This window comes from Microcystis sp. M015S2 (genome assembly GCF_020245945.1).
GTDB lineage: Bacteria > Cyanobacteriota > Cyanobacteriia > Cyanobacteriales > Microcystaceae > Microcystis.
Genome location: NZ_JADBTX010000137.1, coordinates 1 through 15955 on the forward strand (window position 1 = coordinate 1; position 15955 = coordinate 15955).

Annotated in this window: 15 protein-coding genes and 2 tRNA genes; 6 read left to right on the top strand and 11 right to left on the bottom strand. The window is 45.2% G+C overall.

From position 1 onward, the window contains the following. Positions 1-332 precede the first annotated feature (332 nt). The 3 genes from IM473_RS21785 to IM473_RS21795 all read right to left on the bottom strand — a co-directional run bounded on the left by IM473_RS21785 (position 333) and on the right by IM473_RS21795 (position 1154). A tRNA-Pro gene (locus tag IM473_RS21785) sits at positions 333-406 on the bottom strand. Positions 407-446: 40 nt separating this feature from the next. After that, positions 447-962 carry a GNAT family N-acetyltransferase gene (locus IM473_RS21790; protein WP_287660051.1) on the bottom strand — a complete coding sequence of 172 codons (516 nt, stop codon included), beginning with the start codon at positions 960-962 and terminating at the stop codon, positions 447-449. 107 nt (positions 963-1069) lie between these two features. Next, a tRNA-Ser gene (locus tag IM473_RS21795) sits at positions 1070-1154 on the bottom strand. A gap of 420 nt (positions 1155-1574) precedes the next feature. Between IM473_RS21795 and IM473_RS21800 the strand changes: the two genes are divergently transcribed. The 3 genes from IM473_RS21800 (at position 1575) to IM473_RS21810 (ending at position 7368) form a co-directional block, all read left to right on the top strand. Next, positions 1575-2339, top strand: coding sequence for a peptidylprolyl isomerase (locus IM473_RS21800; RefSeq protein ID WP_287660052.1), 765 nt, complete (start codon positions 1575-1577; stop codon positions 2337-2339). Between the two features lie 76 nt (positions 2340-2415). Next, the gene (locus tag IM473_RS21805; RefSeq protein ID WP_287660053.1) at positions 2416-5409 is read left to right on the top strand and encodes a peptidase domain-containing ABC transporter; all 2994 of its coding nucleotides are present in this window, start codon (positions 2416-2418) and stop codon (positions 5407-5409) included. A gap of 189 nt (positions 5410-5598) precedes the next feature. Continuing rightward, positions 5599-7368, top strand: a complete 1770-nt coding sequence (locus IM473_RS21810) for a beta-barrel domain-containing protein (RefSeq protein WP_287660054.1) — start codon at positions 5599-5601, stop codon at positions 7366-7368. Here the strand turns inward: IM473_RS21810 and hisA are convergent. After that, complete coding sequence (gene hisA / locus IM473_RS21815) at positions 7365-8126, bottom strand: 1-(5-phosphoribosyl)-5-[(5-phosphoribosylamino)methylideneamino]imidazole-4-carboxamide isomerase (RefSeq protein WP_287660055.1); 762 nt, start codon at positions 8124-8126, stop codon at positions 7365-7367. The genes IM473_RS21810 and hisA overlap by 4 nt on opposite strands. 491 nt (positions 8127-8617) lie before the next feature. On the opposite strand from hisA, the gene pedR reads away from it, so the two are divergent. The 3 genes from pedR to IM473_RS21830 all read left to right on the top strand — a co-directional run bounded on the left by pedR (position 8618) and on the right by IM473_RS21830 (position 11655). Then, a complete protein-coding gene (pedR, locus tag IM473_RS21820; RefSeq protein ID WP_002754772.1) occupies positions 8618-8899 on the top strand; it encodes a photosynthetic electron transport-dependent transcriptional regulator PedR in 282 nt (93 codons plus the stop codon). Next, complete coding sequence (locus IM473_RS21825; protein ID WP_287660056.1) at positions 8883-9434, top strand: TolB family protein; 552 nt, start codon at positions 8883-8885, stop codon at positions 9432-9434. Before pedR ends, IM473_RS21825 begins: the two co-directional genes overlap by 17 nt. Before the next feature lie 367 nt (positions 9435-9801). Next, the gene (locus IM473_RS21830; protein ID WP_287660057.1) at positions 9802-11655 is read left to right on the top strand and encodes a hypothetical protein; all 1854 of its coding nucleotides are present in this window, start codon (positions 9802-9804) and stop codon (positions 11653-11655) included. 104 nt (positions 11656-11759) lie between these two features. Here the strand turns inward: IM473_RS21830 and IM473_RS21835 are convergent, their stop codons facing one another. From IM473_RS21835 to IM473_RS21865, 7 genes are all read right to left on the bottom strand, one after another. Then, complete coding sequence (locus IM473_RS21835) at positions 11760-12101, bottom strand: DUF760 domain-containing protein (protein ID WP_002792971.1); 342 nt, start codon at positions 12099-12101, stop codon at positions 11760-11762. Between the two features lie 190 nt (positions 12102-12291). Continuing rightward, positions 12292-13455, bottom strand: a complete 1164-nt coding sequence (locus tag IM473_RS21840; protein ID WP_287660058.1) for a GuaB3 family IMP dehydrogenase-related protein — start codon at positions 13453-13455, stop codon at positions 12292-12294. An 82-nt stretch (positions 13456-13537) separates the two neighbouring features. Then, the gene (locus tag IM473_RS21845) at positions 13538-13774 is read right to left on the bottom strand and encodes a hypothetical protein (RefSeq protein ID WP_043997914.1); all 237 of its coding nucleotides are present in this window, start codon (positions 13772-13774) and stop codon (positions 13538-13540) included. Positions 13775-13864: 90 nt separating this feature from the next. Beyond that, complete coding sequence (locus tag IM473_RS21850) at positions 13865-14554, bottom strand: lecithin retinol acyltransferase family protein (RefSeq protein ID WP_061430924.1); 690 nt, start codon at positions 14552-14554, stop codon at positions 13865-13867. 183 nt (positions 14555-14737) lie between these two features. After that, positions 14738-15001 carry a type II toxin-antitoxin system death-on-curing family toxin gene (locus tag IM473_RS21855; protein ID WP_287660059.1) on the bottom strand — a complete coding sequence of 88 codons (264 nt, stop codon included), beginning with the start codon at positions 14999-15001 and terminating at the stop codon, positions 14738-14740. A gap of 4 nt (positions 15002-15005) precedes the next feature. Then, entirely contained in the window at positions 15006-15230 is a 225-nt protein-coding gene (locus tag IM473_RS21860) for an AbrB/MazE/SpoVT family DNA-binding domain-containing protein (protein WP_080600713.1), read from the bottom strand. A gap of 66 nt (positions 15231-15296) precedes the next feature. After that, positions 15297-15548, bottom strand: coding sequence for a DUF2283 domain-containing protein (locus IM473_RS21865; RefSeq protein WP_287660060.1), 252 nt, complete (start codon positions 15546-15548; stop codon positions 15297-15299). Positions 15549-15955 lie beyond the last annotated feature (407 nt).

Below are 15955 nucleotides of genomic sequence, written 5' to 3' on the forward strand. Positions count from 1 at the left end.
AGAGCTTGCTGAATAAATCTAAAAACCTTGTTGGGTAAGACTTTTAGACTTTTTGTCAATCAAAAAGTAGCAAATATGGGAGTGATCGGGGGGAAAATTCAGGGACTTTTTCCCTGAAAATTAGGTAATTGACCCCCTCAACATCGGTAAAACCCTACACCCCACACCCCACACCCCACACCCCACACCCCACGAAAAACTTTTTGCCGCAAACCCTAAGTAGCCTATACTCAACGGATTTGGTATCACCTGAGTTTGGCAGTAAAAGAAGGCAGCATTTTTTGTCAACCGGAAAGGAGACAAAGTTAAGATTTGAAGAATTTTCTCTCAAGTCGGGATGACAGGATTTGAACCTGCGGCATCCTGCTCCCAAAGCAGGCGCGCTACCAAGCTGCGCTACATCCCGAAACAAACTCCTTTTTTAGTATAGCCTAAGAGCCGCATTCTTAATCGGGATACCAAAACATCCCTTTGATACCTTCGGGATCGAGAACAAAACCGAGACGACGATAGAAATCCACCACCTGTGGATCGGCGAAAAGAGTTATATTACTGATATCCTCACCCCGCAACTTCCTGATTATAAATTTCATTAATGCTTTACCAAAGCCTTTACTTTGATAGTGAGGATGAACAACCACATCCCAGACTGTAGCATTAAAAGCGTGATCGGAAGTGGCACGGGCAAAACCCACTAAACGACGGCGATTACCTCGCACTTCCCACATCGACACCACTAAAAAACTACATTCGATCGCCTTTTTAACTTTGCGTAAAGGACGACGGGCCCAACCCACCGAGTCACAAAGTTCTTCTAACTCATATAGATCTAGCTCTCGATCGGTACTAAAAAACACTCGCGTCTGTCCGAGGTCATTCTGGGCAACCTCTACCAAGTCTCCCGAATAGTCAGGAGATGTAGTGACTTCCGAGCTATTAAACAATCTTTTCCAAAAAACCATGCCAGGGGGGCTACTGCCTCAATATTGTCCTTTTAGCCTAGTATATTTTATTTTCTCCCCTCTACGAACAATCGGGCAACCTGAGTCCAAATTTGATTGGTTGAGTACGGAGAGGGTGGGATTTGAACCCACGAACCATTGCTGGTTACTCGATTTCAAGTCGAGCGCGATCAACCACTCTGCCACCTCTCCAAGGCAGCTAGACCTATATCATATCATTAGATCTCTTGCATAAATCAAAAAATTTTCTGCAAATGTAGGGAAAAGGGGTGCATATTATAAGCTTAAGGGTTAAAGGTTAAAATTTCCCCTTTCCCCCTTCCCCCACTTCTGCAAGAAGTCTATTCTAGTCAATTAGTGGTGTGATTAGGGGTTTCTGAGCAGGATTTTTGGGGAGGCCTAGGCCGAACCAATTCCCCTCCCCACCCCCGCCTGGATGACCGACTTATTCCTTTAATTTCTGTAATTTTCGGCTTTCACGGGGGAAAACTCAAATTAGAATGGGGGGGAATACCTTGAAATCGCTCTTTTGACGTATAATCACCTCAATAAAATTTAGAAGCTCCTAGAGTTGATAGTTTTAAACCTTTCTGTGAGGAAAATGTATTTATTATGAGTTCAATTATTGAAATCGGCGACCAAAAAATTAGCGAGTCACAGGTCTTGCCTCTTTTGGCAAAATATGGTATGTTACCCCAGTTAATCCGGGAAGTAATTATCGAGCAAGCGATCGCCAATATCACCTGCAATCCCGAAGAAAGAAACGCGGCCTATTCCCGTTTCTATCAAAATAATCAAATTGCCAACGATGAGCAAATGAAATCTTGGTTACAACAAAACGGGATGGATTCCGAACAACTAGAATATCTAATTCTTCGGGACATTAAATTAGAAAAATTTAAACAGGAGACTTGGGATAACAAAGTAGAGTCCTACTTCTTGCAAGTCAAAAATCAATTGGATAAGGTGGTTTATTCGCTGATTCGGACAAAAAATATCGGCATTGCCCAAGAGCTATTTTTCCGGATACAGGATCGAGAAAATAGCTTCGCTGAACTAGCCACAAAATACTCCCAAGGGGCAGAAGCAGAAACCGGAGGACTAATTGGACCTGTGGAACTGAGCGCCCCCCATCCCCAGATCGGGCAAATTCTCAAGGCAAGTAAACCGGGGCAAGTGTGGCCACCGACGCAAGTGGGAGAATGGGTGGTGATTGTCCGACTGGAAAAATATTTATCCTGTGAACTGGATCCTCCCACCCGCCAACGCTTACGCAATGATTTATTCCAACAATGGTTAATGACTCAAATGCAAACAGTAAAATTTATCTCCGAATCAACCCCGGTCAATGGCGAGCAGGTATCGATTATTATATAGCATTTCCTCGCAACACTGGGTAAACCCAGTCTTTTCGCCTAATTATTTGCCAACCTAGTCAATTTTCGCCTAGCCAATGAGTTATACCACTTTAGATTTTACCGCCTTTCTGGAGACCGTACAGCCCTTCGATCGTCTGCCCGTCGAGGTTAGACGTTCTCTGGGCCAGAAATTACAACCCTTTCGCTATGAGATGGGCAATGCGATACTCAAGTGCGATCGCTTACCCTCTCACCTCGTCCTTCTCTACGAGGGAGAGGCCAGACTTTTGGGTTACGATGCTAGGGTCAACAATCCGTTGCCGGTTACTTTGGCTAAATTGCAGCCAGGAGATTTATTCGGGTGGATCAGTCTGCTGCGCGCTACCCCCTGTGAAACGGTGATCGCTTCTTCGGAAGTCACGATCTGTTTAACCTTAAAAGAAGAGGATTTTTGGTCTTTAATCAATAATTACCCGGAATTTAAGCAATATTTCTTTGAACAAACCTCGATCGCTGAAGTTTATGCGACCCTAGGCTCCTATCTTAATCAACAGGCCTGGGGTGGGGGGGACCTGAAAGAAATTGCTCAGGCTCTTTTAAACAAAGCTTGTGTGTCCTACAACCAGATTAACGATGATTATCTCTGGTTAGTCAGCGAAAATACCGATAATTATCCTATCGGCACAGTTATCACCCAGAACAATCCGACTAACACCCGCTTATTAGGTCTTTCCTCCGATCTCGCGGAGCGAGCGCGTTGCGACCAGTTAGACGAATTCCTGACAGTTGCAACCGAAGCGGCCGCAGCAACAGAAACGGATGATATCCTAGAAACCCAAGTCATCAAGGGAAATAAACCTACCCAGGTATTAGATATCCCCCAAGGAAGAATAAGCGACATCACCAGCGATATCGACCTTGAAAAAACTGTTCAGAAAAACCGGAAACCCTATCCGTTTTTCGGGGGAAAAACGGAACTAGAGGCGGTGAGTGCCTGTTTTCAGATGCTCTGCAAATATTTTAATATCCCCTTTCGCAAGGACGTGATCCAACGCATACTAGGGGATCAACTGCAAAGAACCGGCAGCCTTTCCCTACCTCTGTGTGGGGCTGTGGCTGAGGTAGTGGGACTTGATAGCCAATTAGTACCCCTAAATGCTTCTTCCTTGCCCAATATCAACCCTCCTGCCCTAATTCGCTGGCAAGACACCATCGTTATCCTCTACGAAATTAATCAACGGGAAACCACGATCGCCGTTCCCGAACGGGGGATAATTAAACGCAAAACCAGCGAATTTCTGGAATCTTGGGGCGAAAAAGGAGAAGTAGTCCTGCTCAAACCCACCAAACACACCCAGCAACAGCGTTTTGGCCTATCATGGTTTTGGCCTTCTGTCAAGAAACATAAACGAGTCTTAATAGAAGTTTTTATCGCTTCTTTCTTCGTCCAGTTATTTGCCCTGGCCAATCCCTTGATGATTCAGGTGATCATTGATAAAGTGATCGTGCAGAATAGCCCAGAAACCTTGAATACCCTCGGGATTTTCCTCTTAGTAATTGCCGTTTTTGAGGGAATTTTAACCTTTTTGAGGACATCCCTTTTTGTCGATACCACTAACCGCATCGACATGACCCTCGGTTCAGAAATTATCGATCACCTGCTGCGTTTACCCCTGAAATACTTTGAACGGCGACCTGTGGGGGAAATTTCGACAAGAATCAACGAATTAGAGAATATTAGGCAATTTTTAACAGGTACAGCCCTAACGGTGGTATTAGATGCCATTTTCTCGGTTATCTACATCGTGGTTATGTTGATCTATAGCCCGATTCTAACCGTTTGGGCCCTGGGAGTCGTGCCGATTTTAGTTCTCTCCACAGCTATTTTCGCACCGATCGTGCGGCGACAACTGCGAGCAAAAGCCGAACGAAACGCCGAAACCCAATCCTATCTCGTAGAGGTGATGACGGGAATCCAAACAGTAAAAGCACAGAATATCGAATTGCGTTCCCGTTGGCAGTGGCAAGAACGTTATGCACGCTATGTGGCCGAAGGTTTTCAAACGGTAATGACCTCAACTTTGGCCGGTTCCTTTAGTCACTTCTTTAACCAATTATCGGGTTTATTAGTGCTGTGGGTAGGAGCAGCCCTAGTTTTAGACGGAAAACTCACTCTTGGTCAATTAATCGCCTTCCGGATTATCGCTTCCTACGTTACCTCGCCGATTCTGCGTTTGACCCAACTCTGGCAAAACTTCCAAGAAACCGGCTTATCGCTGGAAAGATTAGCCGATATCGTCGATACTCCCCAAGAAGCGGAACTCGATCGCCAAAATATCCCCATGCCCTTAATTAAAGGCGCCGTCACCTACGAAAACCTCGCTTTCCGCTTCAATCCCCACGGACCCCTGCAACTATACAACGTCAATTTAGAATTCCCCGCCGGTACTTTTGTCGCTTTGGTGGGGGAAAGTGGCGCTGGGAAAAGTACCATTACTAAACTATTAGCCCGTCTCTACGAACCAGAATCGGGACGGATTCTCATCGATGGCTACGATATCAACAAAGTGGAACTCTATTCCCTCCGTCGTCAAATCGGCATGGTTCCCCAGGAAACCCTATTATTTGACGGTACGGTACAGGAAAATATCGCCCTGACTAACCCCGATGCGACTGTGGAGGAAATTGTCTCGGCAGCGAAAACGGCGGCAGCCCACGAATTTATTATGACCCTGCCTAATGGCTATAATACCCGCGTCGGTGAACGGGGGGCATCCCTATCGGGGGGACAACGACAACGGGTTGCGATCGCTCGTTCCGTCCTGCAAAGACCGCAAATTCTCATTCTTGATGAGGCCACCAGCGCCCTCGACTATAACACCGAACGGCAAGTGTGCCTGAATCTCAAAGAAGCTTTCAAGGATCATACGGTCTTCTTTATTACCCATCGTTTAGCTTCGATCAAATCCGCCGATATTATTGTCATGATGGATAAGGGGACAGTAGCGGAGGAAGGCACCCACGAGGAATTAATGGCCAAAAAAGGCCTTTACTATACTCTCTATAAACAACAGGATTCGCAAATCTAGTCAGTCGGGAGACAGGAGTCAGGAGTCAGGAGACAGGAGTCAGGAGCCGGTAGTCAGGAGATTGTCTTTATTTATGATCCCCACTACCCCACTACCCTCTCCCCAATTCATAATTCATAATTCATAATTCATAATTTCCTCTCCCCAACCCCCAACCCCTAACACCCAAATAAATATAGGAGAATCCCCATGAACGGTAATTCTAACAACGGTCAAAACGGCAACGGCAACGGTAAAAGCGATGAACTGACCCAAGCGGGTAAAAACGTGGCCACTACCACGAAAAATAAAAGTATTACCCCTTCTTTACCCACTTTCAGCCCACCAGAACAATCGGTGATCCTGAAACAATCACCCATTTGGTCGCGGACGATTATCTGGACATTAATGAGTGTCACCACTGCCGCTTTAATTTGGTCAGCGTTCGCCAAAATCGAGCAGGTGGTGGGTGCCCAAGGGCAACTTAAACCCCAGGGCAAAGTGCAAGAAGTACAAGCACCGGTGAACGGGGTAGTACAGTTCGTGAAAGTTAAAGACGGCGATCGAGTTAACAAAGGTGATGTACTGGTTTTAATGGATTCCAGTGCCTCGCAAGTGCAGTTAGAATCCTTGAGAAAAATTCGCACCAGCGCTGAGAAGGAAAATCAATTCTATCGTCTCCTAATGGCGCAGGATCTGACACCGGCACAAGTGGAGAGCTCGATCGCTCAATTAAAATTACCGAGTGAAATCGCCGATTTAGCCCGTAATCGTGCCGCTTTAGTGGCAGAGAATCAACTTTATCAAGCACAGGTCAATGAAGGTGCCTCTAGCGCTGCTTTACAGGGGGATCAATTAGCCCGTTTAGAGGCGGCCCAACGGGAGGCCAATTCTCGACAAGCGGCCGCTAGATTGGAAATGGAACAATTAGAAAAACAATTGGCCCAAACCAGGGTACAGTTGGCCGATGCCCGCTCGCAATTAATCAATGATCGCTTCGTCTTAGAAGAAATTAAGACTCGTAATGCCAATGCGATGAAACAGGGCGAAGAAAGCTTGGATATCGAGCGTAATATTCTTAACGATATTGAACCCTTGGGGGATGAAGGTGCGATCGCTCGTTATCAGATCAACAAGCAAAAACAGTCGGTCACTGACCGTCAAAATGAATTGCAGCAGCAAGAAGCTAACGGCAAAATCGATCGAGAAAAACAAGAGAAAGAAGTACAAACCCGCATCGCCGAAATTTCCCGTTTGGAAGAGGAAGAAAAGCGTTATTCCCTGTTGATCTCCCAAGCGGGAGAAAAGCTGATTAATACCACAGTAATCACGGAAAAAGATGTGCGCGATAAAATGGCGGACAATCACAAACGGATCGCTGAAATCGATAGTCAGATCAGTCGCGTTATCATTGATAATAACAAGCGTATTGCTGAACTAGACAGTCAAATTAGTCAAGCACAACAGACGATTAAATATCAAAAAATTACCGCCCCGATTGATGGTGTGGTCTTTGATCTCAAGGCGCGGCCAGGGTTTGTTCCCCAACCAAGTCAAGCGGAAGCATTATTAAAACTTGTTCCCGATGGCTGTCCTACCGAGGTCAAAGATGCCGCTAAAGGTTGTTTAGTGGCAGAGGTGGACGTGACTAACCAAGACATCGGTTTTGTGCGCGTGGGACAAAAAGCCGATATTCGCATTGATTCCTTTTCCTACAGTGAATACGGCGATATTAAAGGAGAAGTAATCTCGATCGGTTCCGATGCTTTACCTCCCGACGAAACTCACCGTTTTTATCGGTTCCCCGTCCGGGTACGCTTGAACAGTCAAGATTTAGTTTTGAAAGATAAATCTACTCTACCGCTGCAATCGGGGATGTCCGTGAGCGTGAACATCAAAGTCAATGAAAATCGCACCGTTTTGGGACTATTTACCGATATGTTCAATAAACAGGTGGATACTCTCAAACAAGTCCGTTAAGCGAAAAAATTCGGGGGTAGATCCTGCCAACGGCCCGATCCGATCGCACTAATCGCTTCCGAGAGGTTAACTGCACCGGTATAAAGAGCGCGGCCCACGATTACTCCCGTTACTCCTAAAGGCTCCAAAGACAATAAACTCAGTAGGTCTGTCAGGGAACTAATGCCCCCAGATGCGATCACGGGAATGTCGACAGATTCGGCTAATTCTCGCAAAGCGGCGAGATTAGGGCCCGAAAGCGTGCCATCTCGATGAATATCAGTGTAGATAATCGTGCTGGCTCCTCTTTTTGCCATATCTTGACCAAGAGCGATCGCCGCTACCTCGGAAGTTTCTAACCAACCCCGGGTGGCTACTTTGCCATCGCGAGCATCAATACCGACAATTATTTGCCCCGGAAAGCTTTGACAAAGTTCGCTGACTAATTCTGGCTTTTCTACGGCTACTGTCCCTAAAATCGCCTTTTCTACCCCGATTTTTAGGAGATTACTCACCGTTTCTAGATCCCGCAGTCCACCCCCCACCTGTACGGGAATGGCAATATCATTAAGAATTGTTTCAATAGTTGACAAATTAACCGATTTACCCTCTTTGGCTCCATCCAAATCAACTAAATGTAATCTGGTTGCCCCCTGATTGACCCATTCTCGCGCCACTATTGCGGGATTATCGTTAAAAACCTGCGATTGTTGGTAATCTCCCTGATAAAGTCGCACACATTTGCCATCGAGAATATCAATAGCGGGGATAACTTCCATGTTTTTCTCAATATCTAACTAAGGAGCGTTTTTTATTATATAGTACCAGCCGTCAGCCTTGAATCAGTGATCGGTGATCGGTGATCAGTTTTGAGTCTGACAGGGGAACAAACCCTCTCAAAGCATTGTCCGTAAAGGTTTTGAGACTCCTCAGTTACAAACAGATACATCGCTTTCAGCCAAAAAGCTAAGGAGAGAATCAGGGATTTGGGCGAACTTACTAGAAATCTTTATCAACAACGGGGGATCAGCTGCATCGAACTTTTTTGCTCGAACACCCCAAAAAGCTTGTGCTGTAAGGAGTTCAGCCAGCTTGTCCCCCTGTCAGGTTTTGAGTATTAAGTGAGCAGTATGTATTAAGTGTGCATCATCAAATGGCAGTAACAGTGCTGTATTTTCACTGATTACTGATCACTGATTACTGATTATCGATTCCTAGGAGAAAAATTTCTTCTAGAATGATAAGTAGATATACTAGAGGAATTATGCTCATGTCTGCTGGGAAGTTTCAAACAGCCGCTTCATTATCCGATCGAGAGCTAGAAATACTCGATTTGGTGGCTAATGGTTTAACTAATCAAGAAATCTCGGAAAAGCTAGAGATTAGTAAGCGTACCGTCGATAATCATATTAGTAATATCTTGACAAAAACAAAAACCGATAATCGGGTGGAATTGGTGCGTTGGGCATTGCATTGGGGTAAAGTTTGTCTGGATGATATTAATTGTTGTATCCTTCCTTCCCCGGTGCCGACCGATGATCAGGTTTCCTAAACTTCTGGGACTTTTGCTTGCGGTTAATATCATCAGTCTGGGGGGATGTAGTGATGCGGGTTTTGTCACCCCTCCCCAACAGATTTTAGGAAATACTTTAAATACCCCTTCCTCTGAAGATAATCCCCGTTTTAACTACGATGGTCGTTATCTGGTCTTTGCCTCCGATCGCAGGGGTCAACGAACGATTTATTTATTCGATCGAGTGGCTAATCGTTTAGTTCCCCTACCTGGGTTAAATCAAGCAAAAACCTATCAAGATCAACCGGATATTAGTGCCGATGGTCGCTATATTGTTTATGTGTCGGAACAGTCCGGTAAACCCGATATCTATATTTATGATCGACAAACTCTGCAAGCAAAAAATATCACCGAAAATATTTTAGGAGAAGTGCGTCGTCCGACGATTAGTGGTAACGGTCGTTTTATTGCTTTTGAAAGTAATCGTTTTGGTCAATGGAATCTGGAAATATTCGATCAAGGTGGCGAATTTTCTCCTTCTTTACCCCCGATCAATTCTTCCCCGTCCCGATAATCAGTAATCAGTGATCAGCAATCACTGATCAGTGAAAAGGCTCTCTTAGGTTTGGTGGGTAAAATGTATTCTAAGATACAGTCCTGCCGGCGAGCGAGTGGAAGGAACCACTCCAGACACAGAGGACACAAAGATTGATCGCTTCTATAGTAAGTTAAACTGATCACACAAAGAATGAGAGAGCCGTAAAAAGACAGCACTGTTAGTGCCATTTGATGATGCAAACTCAATACATACTGCTCACTTAATACTCAAAACTGATAACTGATAACTGATAACTGACAAGGCCGACAGCTTTCTTTTGCCTTTGGCCTTTTTACTTGCTATAAAGTAGGTTTATTTAAGAAATGGAGGCAATCATCATCCTATGGCGATAATGACAAAATCATTTAGACAAAGACTGGCAGAGATTTTCGGGTTTGACCTGCGATCGCTGGCTTTATTTCGCATTGCCTTGGCGTTAGTGGTTTTAGTAGATTTATCGGTTCGTTTTAGCCAAGTAACTGCCCATTACAGCGAATTAGGGGTTTTACCCCTAGAAAGCTTATCGAAAGTCTCTGCTAGTCCTTTTTACTGGTCGATTTTTGCTCTCAGTGACTCGGTACTGGTGCAGAGTATCCTGTTTATTCTGGCTATAGCGATCGCATTATTGCTTTTAATTGGCTATCATACCCGTTTAGCCACGATCGCCACTTGGGCGCTAATCGTCTCTTTACATCATCGTAACCCCCTGTTACTATTTGCCGCCGATGACGTAATCCGGGCAGTATTATTCTGGGCGATGTTTTTACCCCTCGGTGCCTGTTATTCCGTGGAAAGTGCCTTAAACACCAATCCCAACCCCCTACCCAAGCGTGTGGTTTCGGCTGCCACGGTGGCTTTTATGATACAGGTGTGTTACATCTATATGTGGTCAGCGGCCTTTAAAACCAAAAGTGAGACTTGGTGGCCCGATGGTACAGCCGTTTATTACTCTCTCAGTTACGATCAATACGGTACTGCTTTTGCCGGTTTTTTACTATCTTTACCGCCACAATTACTAGAAATCCTCACCTTTTCAGCGTTAATCTTTGAATGGGTGGGTCCACTGCTAATTTTTATCCCCTTTCGCAATAGTTTCTTCAAAATAGTCGCTATTCTTTCGTTTATTCTCTTACATATCGGTTTTGGTCTCAGTTTTCATCTGGGAATTTTCCCGTTTTTGAGTATTACCCATTGGTTGCCCATCATCCCTAGTCTTGTCTGGGATTGGGGACAAAAACGGATTATAACCCCAGAAAGAGAAGGTTTAAGGATTAATTATGATCGAGATTGTGGATTTTGCAAAAAAGTTGTTCATCTTCTCCGCACTTTTCTTATTTTACCCGGCACTCCCCTGTTAGTCGCTCAGGATAACCCCTCAATATACGAGGATATGGTGGCCCAAAATTCTTGGGTGGTGGAAGATTGGCAGGGAAAACGCTGGTTTAAATGGTCAGCATTGGTTTATGTTGTCAGTCTTTCGCCAATTTTCTGGTTTTTAGCGCCAATTTTGCGTTTACCGCCCCTCATGGTCTTGGGAACGAGAATTTATGAGTGGATTGCCTCCCATCGTCGTTTTATGGGCAATTTCACCAAACCTTTCAAGTTTCGTCCCCTGACGATTAAATCCTCTTTACCTTTAAATATTTTGGTAATTTTCTTCTTATTGTTGACCAGTATCTGGAATTTACGCAGTTTTGTCCGGCAATCGGTCGATAGGGGTGATTTAAATACACCTTTAGTTCAATCCCTCGATCGCTTGCTCACCCGTCGTACTTTTAATACAATTGATATTTTGGCAAGAGTTACCCGTTTAGACCAATATTGGACTATTTTTGCTCCTGGTCCGCCTCGCGATGATGCTTGGTTTGTGGCAGTCAGTCAATTAGCCGATGGTTCCACGGTAGATTTATTTAGGGAAGAACAGCCGGTAATTTGGGATAAACCCACGGATAGCGATCGCAATCGTTTGTATAAAACCATGCAGTGGCGACAATATTTTATTAATCTTGATCGAGCTATTGGTCGGTCAGTTTATGGAGAGTTTGGTCATTATCTCTGTCAAAACTGGAATCAGCAGCACGGTAGGGATCAACAGATTAAATCCCTGCAACTTTATATTATGCGAGAAAGGACTGTCCCCCCCGGAGAAAAACAAGGAATCGAAAAAGAGCTACTCTGGCAGCAAAACTGTCTTTAATCAGTTATCAGTTATCAGTTATCAGTTATTAGTCAGATCAAAGTTATCTTGTAACTAAAATCTGATTGCTTCTTTTTCCCTTTCAAACTAACTACCGCTCAACTTTAAAAATCGCTGGAACCGCTCTGGAGAGTAGCGAGGGATTTTTCAAAATTCATTCTCTGTTCAGCATTGCGGAGAAAGTAACCACTCATCATTGCTGAGGCCAATAACCGGCCCAGATGTTCGCGACTGGTACTGATAGTGACACCGAAATGTTCGGAAGGAAGGTTGCCCAAAAGTCCGATAATGTTGCGTTCCATCACTTGGAAAACCTCTTGGGATTCTGGTTTCGAGAGTTGGGCGATTGTTTCTGGACTTAAGGTCTGGACATACTGCCACAAACTCTCGGAAAATTCACTATCGGTACCGAATAAATTGTGAGGGCGATCGTTTTCTCTATACACCTTTGATCTCCTTAACTCAATTTTTTTATAAACTATCCTTTTGGTTCTTCCAATTTAACAGTTTTTTGAGATAGTGGCAGTCGGTAGAACCGAACCTGAAGGGGATGGTCATACCAAGCAAAAAACCCATCTCCAGCACAAATCAAAAACTTAACACTGATGATAACCGATCACTGTTCACTGATAACTTTTATTTACCCATACCTAAATGCTGGGCCTTTTGATAGACTTTACCCTCCGTCAGCAGCGAGGGGGCAATCACCACTTCCACCTGTTGCATTTCCTTTAAGTTCTTAGCACCTAAAGTCCCCATACTGGTTTTCAGCGCCCCCAAGAGGTTATGAGTACCATCATCTAATTTTGCCGGTCCAACGAGGATTTCGGCAATAGTTCCGGTACTGCCCACACTAATTCGGGTTCCCCGGGGTAGAACCGGACTAGGTGTGGCCATACCCCAGTGAAAACCGCGGCCGGGGGCCTCCAAGGACCGGGCAATGGGGGAACCAATCATCACCGCGTCAGCACCACAGGCGATACATTTGCAGATATCACCGCCGGTAATAATGCCGCCATCGGCAATAACGGGGACGTATTTACCGGTTTCCTGGAAAAAATCGTCCCTAGCGGCGGCACAATCGGCCACAGCAGTGGCTTGGGGAACTCCCACCCCTAAAACGCCGCGAGAAGTACAGGCAGCCCCCGGACCGATACCGACCAAAACCCCAGCGGCCCCGGTTTTCATCAGGTTAAGGGCGACTTCGTAGGTGACGCAGTTACCCAAAACCACGGGAATGGGCATTTCTTGGCACAGTTGTACTAAATCGAGGGGGGTGATAGCTTCTGGGGATAAATGGGCAGTGGAAACAACGGTTGCTTGGACAAAGAGAATATCGGCCGCTGCTTGGGCAACGATAGCACCGTATTTGACGGCACCGGCAGGGGTGAGGCTAACTGCCGCAATACCGCCTTTTTCTTGAATTTCTTGGATACGAAGCTCGATTAGTTGCGGTTTAATCGGTTCTGCGTAGAGTTCCTGCATTAAACCGACGAATTCTGATTTGCCGACTGCGGTAATGCGATCAAGAATCGGGTTAGGATCCTCGTAACGAGTTTGAATACCTTCGAGGTTTAGTACCCCTAGCGCCCCCAACTCGGAGAGAAGGACGGCCATTTTAGTATCCACCACCCCATCCATAGCGCTGGCGATAATCGGGATTTCCCGCTCGATATTGCCGAGAGACCAACGGGTATCGGCTAAACTAGGATCGAGGGTTCGCACTCCGGGTACAAGTGCGATTTCATCGATACCGTAAGCTCTACGGGCTGTTTTGCCCCGACCAATAATTGTATCCACGTTTCTATACTATTTCAGACCTATTTAGCCTAGACTAGCAAATTTCGCACCATCTGGAAAAGCTTTTCGGTATTATGGCCGACTAGGCCCCGGGAAAATAATCACCGCAGTCGATCGCTTGTTCGGTGTTGGCGCTCCTGGGTTGTACACTACATTTGAGGCGATAATCGTTGGTAAAGTAGCGGCAGTGGGAGCAAGGGATGGAGTGCATCCGTCGGGCAACTTGCCAACTATCGCGCACGGCACTGGCTAAAGACCAGCAAACTAAAGCGATAATGGCAGCGGCGATTGAAAAACGTAAAATAATCCAGATTTCCATGGCGAGCAACTAAAATTACCTGATGTGGATGGGAATCAACCGAGGCAATCGGCAGAGGGTTAGATACTAAACAGTTTACTGAAATCGAGACTAACCGTTAGCAATCACCAGACTTTTAAGAACATTTTCGGTCATGGCCGCTAGTTGATCCAATTGTTCCTGATGGCGTTTTGCCTGTTTTTTGGCTTCTACCTTGCGTTTCAGGGCTTCCCGGGCTAAATCATCGCGATTTCTGCTTAAAGCTTCGATCGCTACTCGATTCCATGTTTCTGCTTCTTGAATGGCTTTTTTGTACTGGGGGTGAATTTCATCCCAACTGAGCTTAAGACTGCTTAAAGCCCCTTTTAACAGGGTTTGGGCATTGTTGGGGTCGGCTCCGATGAGGGATTTTTTCAGAGGTTCGTAGAGTCCCACCGCTTGTAAATGGGTAATAATCGGGATAAATTCTTCTATCTGTTGACTTTTGCTAATGCCAGTCTTACACCAAGTGGCAAAATGTTCGCAGTTGTTAAAAAGAAGATTATATTTCTGTTCCCCCAGACGACTTAGCGCCCTTTCTACCACCACATCGGGGATAAAGGAAAATCCCACCTCTACATGGCGCACCACATAGATTTTACCGCCCCTAGCAAAGGTTTCTAGGGAAGTTCGTTCCACAATCTCGCTCGGTTTTCGGTAATGAATGACGCTACCATCACCGCAATCGATGCCATGATGAGCATAAACACCCTGAAGATTGAGCAATTCCCGATAGGCGTATATTTGATCCCCTCTAGCCATATTTTTTTAGTAATAAAGTAAACAAGGAGATTATCTATTGAGTCAGTTTTTCTGGGTATTAATCTTCGTTTTCATGAAAATATTCCCGATCGCGATTTGTCAAAACCTATTATAGCGGTAAGCGCTTGAGTGAGATACAGACCAAGCTTTGCCTAGCATGGTTTATAGCTTGTGACACTGTACCTAATACGACTGCACACCGTTATAGGCCGTTCTCTTATTCCCATCTACAAAAGGGTGATTCTTGACAATCCCATAAGCGTAGGCTGCTGCCAAAGAAGCCATGTCAGGAGGCGACTCAGAATAAGCCAGAAGATTTTGCGGTCGGGAAAGTGCGCTTTCTAGCAACCCCTCATCTCGAATACCCTCTAATCCACCATGCTCGGCTATTTGGCGGTGATGAATCGCGAGAGCTACCCCATCAGCTATCCAGATTAGCTGGTTCATGAGCCTAAGTTGCCAGCTTTCTCAAAACATTCCAGTCTTCGCGCATCACTTCCTCCGCCACTTCCATTTGCTGGACAAATTCGGGGTCGTAGGGTGTAAGCTCAAAGCCATTCGGCGTTTCCAAGAGGTAGAGCATATCGCCTTTACTAAGGCGCAGCTTCTCCACCAACTCTTTCGGGAAAATCACCCCCATAGAGTTCCCTACCGTTGTGACTTTTAACTTAATCATCGTTTTTTGACTGAGTAAATATATCAATTATAGCACCTCCCATATTTCCTGAATTTCTCACATCACTTAACAATTTAGTATTAACTTTCCGAACCATTGTCTAATCTCTTGTTTTTCACTCTCTTCCAACAGAAAATCAATATTTTTGAATTGTTCGTCCCTTCTCTGTTTGACTGCTAAAATCTCAATCCCTACAATCCTATCCGTCTCATTGTAATCATAGACAATCCCCAGCGCTACTTCCTCAGAATCAATAACCTTTCCCTCAAAACGACGAATATAAGCGGCATTAGCGGCTCGATCATAGTTTATTTTCATAGTTTCCCCTTTAATCGGCGTTCAAAATGGACAGTTACCAAAAGATTATAATTACTAAGTAGGTAGGCGTTAAAAATTATCAGAAACCCCCCTTATCAAGGGGAGCAGGGGGGACCGGCACCCCCCTTATCAAGGGGAGCATGGGGGACCAGCACCCCCCTTATCAAGGGGGGACTAAGGGGGGATCGAACCTAAAATCCATTTTCAATTTAATTATAACCAGCTACTTATACTGTTCACATCAAACAAAAATACCCATGAAAAATAGACAAGAATACCTCAACGCCCTAGTCAACTTTGACCAACCCCTATCAACCATCCTCCCTATCCTAAAAACCTTTCCTTGGGACAGTAGCGAAGCAATTATCACCCTAAAAAAAGAGCATCTGATCGATATTCTCGATCGC

Bases quoted from the DNA above. Each gene is read 5' to 3' on its own strand.
- IM473_RS21790 (WP_287660051.1), bottom strand. From the start codon at position 962: ATGGTTTTTTGGAAAAGATTGTTTAATAGCTCGGAAGTCACTACATCT.
- IM473_RS21800 (WP_287660052.1), top strand. From the start codon at position 1,575: ATGAGTTCAATTATTGAAATCGGCGACCAAAAAATTAGCGAGTCACAG.
- IM473_RS21805 (WP_287660053.1), top strand. From the start codon at position 2,416: ATGAGTTATACCACTTTAGATTTTACCGCCTTTCTGGAGACCGTACAG.
- IM473_RS21810 (WP_287660054.1), top strand. From the start codon at position 5,599: ATGAACGGTAATTCTAACAACGGTCAAAACGGCAACGGCAACGGTAAA.
- hisA (WP_287660055.1), bottom strand. From the start codon at position 8,126: ATGGAAGTTATCCCCGCTATTGATATTCTCGATGGCAAATGTGTGCGA.
- pedR (WP_002754772.1), top strand. From the start codon at position 8,618: ATGTCTGCTGGGAAGTTTCAAACAGCCGCTTCATTATCCGATCGAGAG.
- IM473_RS21825 (WP_287660056.1), top strand. From the start codon at position 8,883: ATGATCAGGTTTCCTAAACTTCTGGGACTTTTGCTTGCGGTTAATATC.
- IM473_RS21830 (WP_287660057.1), top strand. From the start codon at position 9,802: ATGGCGATAATGACAAAATCATTTAGACAAAGACTGGCAGAGATTTTC.
- IM473_RS21845 (WP_043997914.1), bottom strand. From the start codon at position 13,774: ATGGAAATCTGGATTATTTTACGTTTTTCAATCGCCGCTGCCATTATC.
- IM473_RS21850 (WP_061430924.1), bottom strand. From the start codon at position 14,554: ATGGCTAGAGGGGATCAAATATACGCCTATCGGGAATTGCTCAATCTT.
- IM473_RS21855 (WP_287660059.1), bottom strand. From the start codon at position 15,001: ATGAACCAGCTAATCTGGATAGCTGATGGGGTAGCTCTCGCGATTCAT.
- IM473_RS21860 (WP_080600713.1), bottom strand. From the start codon at position 15,230: ATGATTAAGTTAAAAGTCACAACGGTAGGGAACTCTATGGGGGTGATT.
- IM473_RS21865 (WP_287660060.1), bottom strand. From the start codon at position 15,548: ATGAAAATAAACTATGATCGAGCCGCTAATGCCGCTTATATTCGTCGT.